This is a genomic window from Candidatus Nanopelagicales bacterium (assembly GCA_018003655.1).
Lineage (GTDB): Bacteria > Actinomycetota > Actinomycetes > S36-B12 > UBA10799 > JAGNDY01.
Map to the genome: position 1 here is coordinate 1 of JAGNDY010000072.1, position 9129 is coordinate 9129.

At 62.8% G+C, this 9129-nt stretch carries 6 protein-coding genes; 1 reads left to right on the forward strand and 5 read right to left on the reverse strand.

Features of this window, described 5'->3' with window-relative positions:
- On the forward strand, positions 1-143 hold a 143-nt coding region (gene prfB, locus KAZ48_09205), incomplete at its 5' end, for a peptide chain release factor 2 (GenBank protein MBP7972967.1).
- Between the two features lie 43 nt (positions 144-186).
- On the opposite strand, the gene KAZ48_09210 is transcribed toward prfB, so the two are convergent.
- Genes KAZ48_09210 through KAZ48_09230 form a run of 5 tightly spaced genes read right to left on the reverse strand, consistent with a single transcriptional unit; the run spans position 187 to position 8822 of the window.
- Positions 187-1944 carry a hypothetical protein gene (locus KAZ48_09210; protein ID MBP7972968.1) on the reverse strand — a complete coding sequence of 586 codons (1758 nt, stop codon included), beginning with the start codon at positions 1942-1944 and terminating at the stop codon, positions 187-189.
- A complete protein-coding gene (locus KAZ48_09215) occupies positions 1934-2950 on the reverse strand; it encodes an SDR family oxidoreductase (protein ID MBP7972969.1) in 1017 nt (338 codons plus the stop codon). The genes KAZ48_09210 and KAZ48_09215 overlap by 11 nt, the downstream gene beginning before the upstream one ends.
- Before the next feature lie 45 nt (positions 2951-2995).
- Positions 2996-4063 carry a mandelate racemase gene (locus tag KAZ48_09220; GenBank protein ID MBP7972970.1) on the reverse strand — a complete coding sequence of 356 codons (1068 nt, stop codon included), beginning with the start codon at positions 4061-4063 and terminating at the stop codon, positions 2996-2998.
- Position 4064: 1 nt separating this feature from the next.
- Complete coding sequence (locus KAZ48_09225; protein ID MBP7972971.1) at positions 4065-7007, reverse strand: FAD-binding oxidoreductase; 2943 nt, start codon at positions 7005-7007, stop codon at positions 4065-4067.
- A gap of 42 nt (positions 7008-7049) precedes the next feature.
- On the reverse strand, positions 7050-8822 hold the full coding sequence (locus KAZ48_09230) for a thiamine pyrophosphate-requiring protein (GenBank protein MBP7972972.1): 1773 nt from the start codon (positions 8820-8822) through the stop codon (positions 7050-7052).
- Positions 8823-9129: the final 307 nt, after the last annotated feature.

The window sequence follows — 9129 nt, forward strand, 5'->3', positions numbered from 1 at the left end:
GCTCCTATGTGCTGCACCCGTACCAAATGGTCAAGGATCTGCGCACCGAGCACGAGACGGGCAACACCGCTGCGGTGCTCGACGGCGAGATCGATGACTTCATCGAGGCCGGGATCCGCTGGCGGCGTCAAAGCTCCCCGTGACGTGTAGGTCGTCAGTTGACACAGCACCAATGTGGGCGGCGGGTCAGGACAATCGAGCTGCCGCCTCGATCATGAGGGCGTGCACAAATGCCTGCGGTAGATTGCCGCGCAACTGATGCTCACCGGCGTCGTACTCCTCGCTGAAAAGTTGTGGCGGACCGCATGCCGCCGCAGTTCGCTCGAACCAGCCGCGGGCCTCGACGTCTCTGCCCTGCTGCTTGAGGCTCAATGCCACCAGGAAGCCACACAATAGGAACGAACCTTCGGCGTCTCCGAGTGGTCGCTCGTCATGCTGAAACCGGTACGCGTACCCATCTTGGGTCAAGGCCGCCAGGTAGGCATCCAGCGTTGCAATGGTCCGCGGATCATCGGCCGGAATAGCACCTCGTAGCCCGGCCAACAGCAGCGCAGCATCAGTCTTGTCGTCGCCGGGGGACCGCTGCCACCGACCAGTGCTGTGGATCGATGTTGTTGCGGTGTCAGCTGTTATGTGATCGGCAAGTGCCAGCCAGTCACTGGCCTGCGCGGCCGAGCTCGTCGCTGATGCGACAGCGCGTAGGCCGGCAACGGCTGTCAATCGACTGTGGGTCCACGCACGATCGTCGAGTTCCCAGATCCCGGCATCTGACTCGGTCCAGCGCGCCGCGATCGCTGCGGCGGCCGCCTCCGCCGCACGCCAATGCTGTGGGTCTAGCCGATCAAGTCGATCAGCGGTGGCAAAGAGCAACAGTGCCTCGCCGAATGCGTCGAGTTGAAACTGGCCATTGACCCAGTTGCCCGCCACGTCAGTTGACCCGGGGTACCCGGGCAGTCCGAAGTGGTGCTCGTCGGGCACGGGGTTGCCGGAGGTCGTATAAGCCGGTGACATGTGTGCGCCGTCGTCGTTGAGCCGTGCAGCGACGAACGACACCGCATCGTCAAGTAGACGATGTGGACCGTGTGCGGCCACCGCTTGTCCGGCGTAACACTGATCTCGGATCCACACGTACCGATAGTCGTAGTTTCGGTCGGCACGGATTCGCTCGGGCAGGCTGGTTGTCGCCGCGGCAACCATGCCGCCACCGGCGCTGGTCAAGCCGGTGAGGACTGCGAAACTGCGTCGGGCGTCGCGCGCAGACAGGCCACTGGCGAGTTCTGGGACCGCCTGCGCCCAGGCTTGCTCGGTGGTGCGCCAGGCCTCCTGCGCACTTGGCGGCGCAGCTGAAAGGGGTTCGGTGCTGAGTTCAAGAACAAGGTCATGGTGTTGACCCTCAGGCACCGACAGGTCGACGACCAGAGTCTCTCGGTGGCTGCGTGCCGATGCGTTCGCCGCGCCATTCCAGCGAAGATATGTGCCCGCGACGCAGCCAGTCCACGACTGGTCTCTGCGATGGAGTTCCCGTAAGTGCTGCTGATCGTATTCACCGCGGGGATTGAGCGTGACCGTCACGTCGGCTGTGCCCTGCACCGCAATGATCTGACGAAGGATCACTGCACGGTGCTCGCTGGTGGGGTAGAGCAGCGCGTCGCGACACTCGATGATCGCGTCGTTGGTCACCCAACGGTTGCGCCAAATCATCGAGCCTTCCTCGTAGTACCCACCCCAGGTGTGGCGCGCGGTCGGGCATACCTGGTAACCGCCGAAGCCACCCATCAGCGCGCTGAAGATCGACCCGCTGTCCCAGCGTGGGAAACACATCCAGGCGAGGTCACCGTGTGGTCCGACGATCGCACCGCGCTCCCCATCGGCAAGCAACGAGTACTCCCGTAGGACATGGGGCTCGCTGAGGTGGGGAGCGGAACCGGAGGGTTCAGTGCGCATGGCGACGGGCGCGGGTCAGAGCCAGCGCACCCCCAATCGCCAGCGCGCCAACAGCAGCAATCGTTGCGTGGTGGTGGGAAGCCCACAGCTGCGGATCGCGTCGCAGGGCGCGCTCGTGGAACTGACCCCGAGTGCCGAAGTCGGTTCCTGCGTCATCGTCGGCAGCGGTCCACAGGTTCGACGGGCGGGTTTCTGGCTCTGGTTGGTCCGTTTGCTGGGAACCGAAACCAGTCTTGGCCAGGTACCTATCGAGAATGCCGGGAGCAACCGCGTTTGCCGCTAGCGTCGCAGCGGTGCTTGAACCCACCCAGTACTCACGGCGTTCGGGATGGTCGGCGGCAAAGACCACACCCTTGGCGGCAAACTCCGGGGAGTAGATCGGTGGCACCGGTTGCGCCTGTTTGGGCAGTCGCGAGAGCACCCAGGAGAACTGCGGCGTATTGACCGCTGGCATCTGCACCATCGTCACGCGGACCGCGCTGCCATCGTGGAGAAGTTCGCAACGCAGCGACTCGTTGAAACCCTGAATGGCATGTTTCGCGCCGCAGTATGCGCTCTGCAGCGGAATGCCGCGGTAGGCCAAGGTTGAGCCGACTTGGACGATCGTTCCCCGGTCACGACCCTTCATGTGGCGAACGGCAGCCATCGTGCCGTAGACGTAGCCGAGGTAGCTGACTTCGGTTACCCGTCGGAACTCATCGGCGCCGATCTTGTCGAAGGGTGCAAACACCGAGGTGAAGGCGTCGTTGACCCACACATCGATTGGGCCAATCTCGGACTCGACCTTGGCTGCGGCGGCGAAAACCTCGTCGGCGTTCGCCACATCCGCACTGATGGCTATGGCCTTTCCACCCGCCGCCTCGATCTGCTCGACGGCACCGCTGAGTCCAGCGTCGCCGCGAGCGATCAAGACGACCGTGTCGCCACGCTCGGCGAATGCGGCCGCGCTGGCACGGCCAATACCGGCGCTAGCTCCGGTCACGACCACCGTTCTTGCTGGCTTCATCTGTGTGCTCCTCTCATCGCGTTCCCGGCACCTCGGCCTTGAGTGTTATGCCCGTGCCCGGGACCTCGGTGTTGGCTGTGATTTGGCCCCCAGCGGGGCTAGGGATTCCGTCGAAGAGCATCGACTCGACGCGGGCGTGATCGTGAAAGTACTCAACATGTTGCAGCCCGGGAAGACCGCCGAGCTGTGCATGCAGTGCCGCGCGCAGTGCGCAGACACCGGGATACCGAACGAGTCCGCGACCGCCGCGCACTTGAGCCAACCGGTGAAGCCCCCGCAGCGGGTGAGGTCGAGTTGCAGGCAGTCGACTGCCCCGGCAGCGCACATCGTGCGAGCCTGTACCGGATCAAAGACGTACTCACCGGCTGCGACATCGCAGGAAACCTGCGACCGCACCGCGGCCAAACCCGCCGGATCGTCAGAAGAGACCGGCTCCTCAAACCAGGTCACCTCGTCGGACTCACACCTCCGAGCGACTCGGATTGCCTGAGCGGTGCTGTAGCCGCCGTTTGCATCGACGAATAGCTCAACCGCTGGTCCGGCGACTTGGCGAACCAGTCGTATCCGTTCCAGATCGCGTTCGACGTTTGAACCCCAGTTCCCGGCAATCTTGATCTTCACTGCGTTGGCGCCTAGGTCCGTGATCCAATGGCGGATCTGCCGCGCGGTCCGTTCGTTGGAGTAGGTCGTGAAGCCACCGCTGCCATAGAAGGGGACCGAGGGATCGGCTGCGCCAAACAACTGCCAAAGAGGCACCCCGAGTGATTGCGCTTTCAAATCCCAAACGGCGATGTCGATAGCCGAGATCGCCATGCTGGCCAGGCCGGGTCTACCAAGGTTGCGAGTCAACCGTCGGAGGTGCTCGTGGATGGCTGTGGTTTGGTGGGCGCGGAAGGTGGTCAGCGACGGTCCGAGGGTGTCGTTGATCAGGGTCGCTGCGGCACCATCGGTGTAAGTCCACCCGACACCGGTGAAGGGGCCAGCAGAAACCTTCACCACGATTGCCGTGGTGGCGCTCCATTGCATTGTTCCGTCGGCCTCGTCGCCATCGGTGGCTATCGTGTGAACCGACGCCGCGACCTCGTCAATGGGCAGATCAACCGTGGAGTTCATGTCACTGACCGACTGCCGGTCGGTGCGTACGCGCCTGGTCGATTAACTGCGCGAGGTGGATGCCATGGTGGCCACCACAGTCGGACTGCTCTATCTGGGTACGGCAGCTGAATCCGTCGGCAAGCACGACCGTGCCGTCATCCAGATCGCGGAGCGTGGGCGCGAGCACCCGCTCCACCAGGGTGTTGGAAACCGCGTAGTGCCCGGCTTCGAAGCCGAAGTTGCCCGCTAATCCGCAACAGCCGGAATCGAGCGGATCGTCCTGCACCCCCATTGCCTTGAGTAGGACGGAGTCGGCCTCGTCTTTCATGATGGCCTGCTGGTGACAGTGGACTTGGCGGACGGTTTGCACGTCCATCTTTGGTGGTTCGTAGCCGGGGGAGTGCTCGATCAGAAGTTCGCTGAGAGTCACGAATTGCTTGCTGGCGCGCTGCGCAAGGTCGCTGTCGGGTAGGAGTTCGTGCGCGTCGGAACGGAACACGGCCAAGCAACTCGGTTCCAAGCCAACAACCAACTGGTCGGCTTCCAGGTGTGGTTGCAAGACCTCGAGAGAACGGCGCAGGGTGCGCTTGGCGATTCCCAATTGCCCGGTGGAGATCGAGGTCAGCCCGCAGCAGACTGGCTGGCGCGGCATGCTCACCGACCAGCCGGCATCCTCCAGTACGCGGACAGCGGCTCGACCGGCCTCGGCCGTGAAGCGATTGGTGAAGGTGTCCGGCCACAGCACCACTTGACCGCGACGTCCAGACGGCCTCTTTGTGCGGCGGCGGAACCACTTCTGCAGAGACTGGTCGCTGAACTGAGGCAAGTCTCGGTGATCGTCTAACCCACCCACCGAGCGTGCGAGTTTGGTGACGGTCTTGGTTCCCGCCAACCGATTGATCAACCGGGGCGCGATCGACGCGCCCGCCGCCCAGAGCGGAAGCCACCCCATCGAATAGTGGGTCCGAGGCCTGATTCGGCCGGCAAAGTGGTGGGAGAGGAACTCCGCTTTGTAGGTCGCCATGTCGACGTTGACGGGGCATTCGTTCTTGCAAGCCTTGCAGGCCAGACAGAGATCGAGAGCCTCGTTGACCGGTTCGGACTGCCAGCGGTCGGTGATTTGGCCTTCCCGTGCGGAGCCGTTGAGCATTTCGAACAACAAACGTGAGCGTCCGCGGGTTGAGTGCCGCTCGTCTCTGGTTGCCATGTAGCTAGGGCACATCACCCCGGAATCGGTCTTTCGGCACTCACCCACTCCCACGCACCGGCTGACGGCTCGAGCGAAGCTGCCGTCGTCGTCGGGATAGCCGAAACTTGTGGTCGGGTTCGCCAGGGCAAGATCCGCGCCCAAGCGCAAGTTCGAGTCCAGTGGGTTAGGGTCAACGACTTTTCCTGGGTTCAACAGATTGCTCGGGTCAAAGATCGACTTCATCTCTTTGAACGCGTTCACCAATTCGGTGCCGAACATTTTGCCGAGTAGTTCCCCGCGGGCCTGGCCATCTCCATGCTCACCAGACAGCGAGCCACCCATGGAGGTAACCAAGTCAGCCGCGTCCTCGATGAACGAGCGGAAGTTGGCGACCCCGTCAGCAGTTGTCAGTCGGAACGGAATACGGGTGTGGACGCATCCTTGACCGAAGTGGCCATACAGGGCGGCGGGCTCCAAGTCATGGGCTTTCAACAGCTCTGAGAACTCGCGTAGGTAGCTGCCTAGCTTCTCCGGCGCTACTGCCGCGTCTTCCCAGCCCGGCCACGTGTCGGGTTCCCCGGTGACCCGCGCGGTCGCGCCGAGTCCCGATTCGCGGGCCTGCCAGATCTCGCGTTGTTCCCGGCCATCGGTGTATTGGCCGACCGTGTCGTCGGTTCCTGCCCGCCCTAGATTCGAGAGCAACTTCTTGGCTCGGTCATCCGCTTCGGACTGGCTGGCACCGCCGAGTTCAACCAACAGGTAAGCCGGACCCTCGGGTAGCAGCCTGAGCGAATCGGGGTGCATTCGTTTGATTGACTCGTTGTGGATCAGTAGATGGTCGATGCCTTCCAGCGCGATTGGCTCGGACTCGAGAACCTGGGGCACGTCGTCCGCCGCACGAGCGATGTCCGGGTAGCCAAGAGCCAGCATCGTTCGGTACTGAACGACCGGCACTAGGTCCACTTCGGCGCGCAGAATGGTTGCCAGCGTTCCCTCCGAGCCGACCAAGGCGCGCGCCACATGGAACCCCTTCTCTGGCAGCAGGGAATCCAAGTTGTAGCCCGATACCCGCCGGGGAATTTGTGGGTAGCCGGTGCGAAGTGCCGCCAGATGCTCCTGCTGAAGTGCTTTCAGTTGGCGGTGTAACTGCGCCTCACGCCCACCGGAACGGACGATGGCCGCCAGTCGCTCGTCGTCAGCAGCACCGAGGGTCATGCGAGTGCCATCGGCCAACAGAACGTCCAGCGAACGTGTGTTGTCGACGGTCTTACCAGTGCGTTGAGCGGTCGAACCGCACGAGTTGTTGCCCAGCATCCCGCCGAGTGTGCATCGGCTGTGCGTCGATGGTCGTGGACCGAACTCCAAGTTGTGTCCGGTGAGCGCGCGGTTCAGGTCATCGAGAACTATTCCCGGTTCGACGACGCACGACTTGCCCAGGGGATCCACATCCACGAGCGAGTTGCAGTGCTTAGACCAGTCGATGACGACGGCCCGGTTGGTGGTCTGTCCAGCCAGACTCGTGCCGCCGCCGCGCGAGAGAACCGGAACTCGGTGTTCCAGGGCAATGCGAACAGCGGCCGCGCCAGCCTCAACGTTCTTTGGTACGACGACGGCGAGCGGGACTTGTCGGTAGTTGGACGCATCGGTGGAGTACGCGCTGCGGTAGGAGGCGTCGAAGGCGACTTCTGCCTCCACCTCCCGTTTGAGATCTCGCTGGAGCGCCGTGAGGTCACCGGAGGACTCTTCCAAGAGAGTCGTGGCCGTCTCCTTCACGAGATCACGTCCCACTGCCTGACATGAGCACAACCTCTCCGACTAGTTGCTGCGCAACTGCTGAATCTTGTCCTTTGCGATCGTTGTTGCGGTCGCAACTTTGTGCGGCTGTCCACGTAGGAACGCCTGCATGAGGTGCTTGGCCTGTTCGTAGGTGACCTTGCCCGGCATTGGGGGCTCATTGGGATCGACATCGACATCCACGAGGGCCGGCCCGGGGTGAGCCAGGGCGTCGGAGATCGCACCACGCAAGTCGGCGGGATTGGTGATCTTGACGCCGAAGCCTCCACAGGCCTGCGCCCAGGCGCCGAAGTTCGCTTCCGGATCGCCGTGTCGAACGCTGTACTCGGGGTACCCCAAGGCGATCTGCTCCCAGAGGATTTGCCCGTAACTGTTGTTGTTGTTCACGATGATTTTGATGGGCAGTTGTCTGCGAACCGCGGTCAGGAATTCGGCCATCAGCATCGCGAAGCCACCGTCGCCAACTAGGGCGAGCACCTGCCTATCCGGGAACGCATGCTTCATCGCGATGGCGTATGGCAGGCCGGGAGCCATAGTCGCCAGGTTTCCACTCAAGTAGAACTCACGGCCACCGCGCACATGCCAGTGGCGGGCTGCCCACGTGGCGATCGTGCCGGAGTCGCAGGTCAGGATGGCATCGTCGTCGCCGAGCTGGTCCATCAAAGCCGCGAGGTATTGCGGTGCTATCGGATCGCGATCAGCGGTCTCCAACGCTGACATGTTGGAACGCCAGTCATTCATCTGTACTTGGTACTTGCGTAGGTGCCCACGTTCGGAGTGGATCGACAGCATCGGCAGAAGTTCACGCAAGGCGTCAGCGCTGTCGGCAACCAGTGGGATGTCAGTCGGTATCCGTGCGCCACTGCGACTGGGCTCGATGTCGATCTGAACGACCTTCGCCTGACCGGGCGTCGGCAGGTGCTTGGTGTAGGGGAAGTTCGTGCCGACCATCAGTAGGCAGTCGGTTTCTTCCATGAGGTCCTCCGACGGCGCTGTGCCCAGCAGTCCGATTCCGCCGGTCGTGTATTCCGAGTCGTCTGGAACGACCGCCTTGCCAGGCAGAGTCTTGACAATTGGCGCCCCCAGCTTCTCGGCCACGGCAAGAACCTCTGAGCGTGCGCCCAGCGCACCTGCCCCCGCCAGAATGGCTGGGCGTTGCGCTTGGTTCAGGATCTCTGCCGCTGACCGCAGTTGATCCTGCTGCAACGCTGGGCCGTGGCACAGGTACACCGTGGAGGTTTCGGGTGCTCGGGCGGGCGCTGGATGCTCGTATGGGTCTAGCTCCGCTTCGGCAATCTGGATGTCGTTGGGGAAAGTGAGGTGCGCGACGGACTGCTTGGTCAGCGCATTACGAATCGCTAGATCCACCACCGTGGGGACCTGCTTCGGGTTGGTCACCATCAAGTTGTAAGCGGTCGCGACGTCGGCATAGAGCCGATCAGTGTGAACCTCTTGCTGGTAAGCGGTTCCCAGCAACGAGGTCTCCTGCATGCCGGTGATGGCAAGGACCGGTGCGTGGTCGAGTTTCGCGTCGTAGAGGCCGTTGAGCAGGTGGATGGCACCTGGCCCAGATGTCGCCAGACAGACTCCCAACCGTCCAGTCGCCTTGGCATAACCGGTTGCCATGAACGCGGCTGCTTCCTCATGGTGGACGAGCACCACCTCTAGCTGATCCTGGTGTCTGCGCAGGCCCTCCATGATTCCGTTGATCCCGTCACCCGGAAGTCCAAACACCGTGTCCACGCCCCAGTCGATAAGACGCTGTGCGAGTTGGTCCGCAACGATCGTCTTCATGCGTGTGCCTCACCCTCGTTCAGACGAAGGCGCCGTAGACGCCCTCCGCGACCAGTTCCATGCGATCGCGTTTGCCGCTCTCGATCAAGAATCAGGTGTCACCAAGAAAGGGGTCATCCGTCCCAAGGCCGGACCGCGGATCGGTTGGCGCGGCGCTGGCCTTGGCCGAACCCTTACGCGTTTCTCAGGAAACTCCCAGGTTGGCTAAGGAAACTCACTGCATGAGTTACCAACCTGGACCGAACGACACTTCCCCGATCGATTCGCGCACCAGTGCCGCCGGTGACGAGCCGCAGTCATTCGCGGA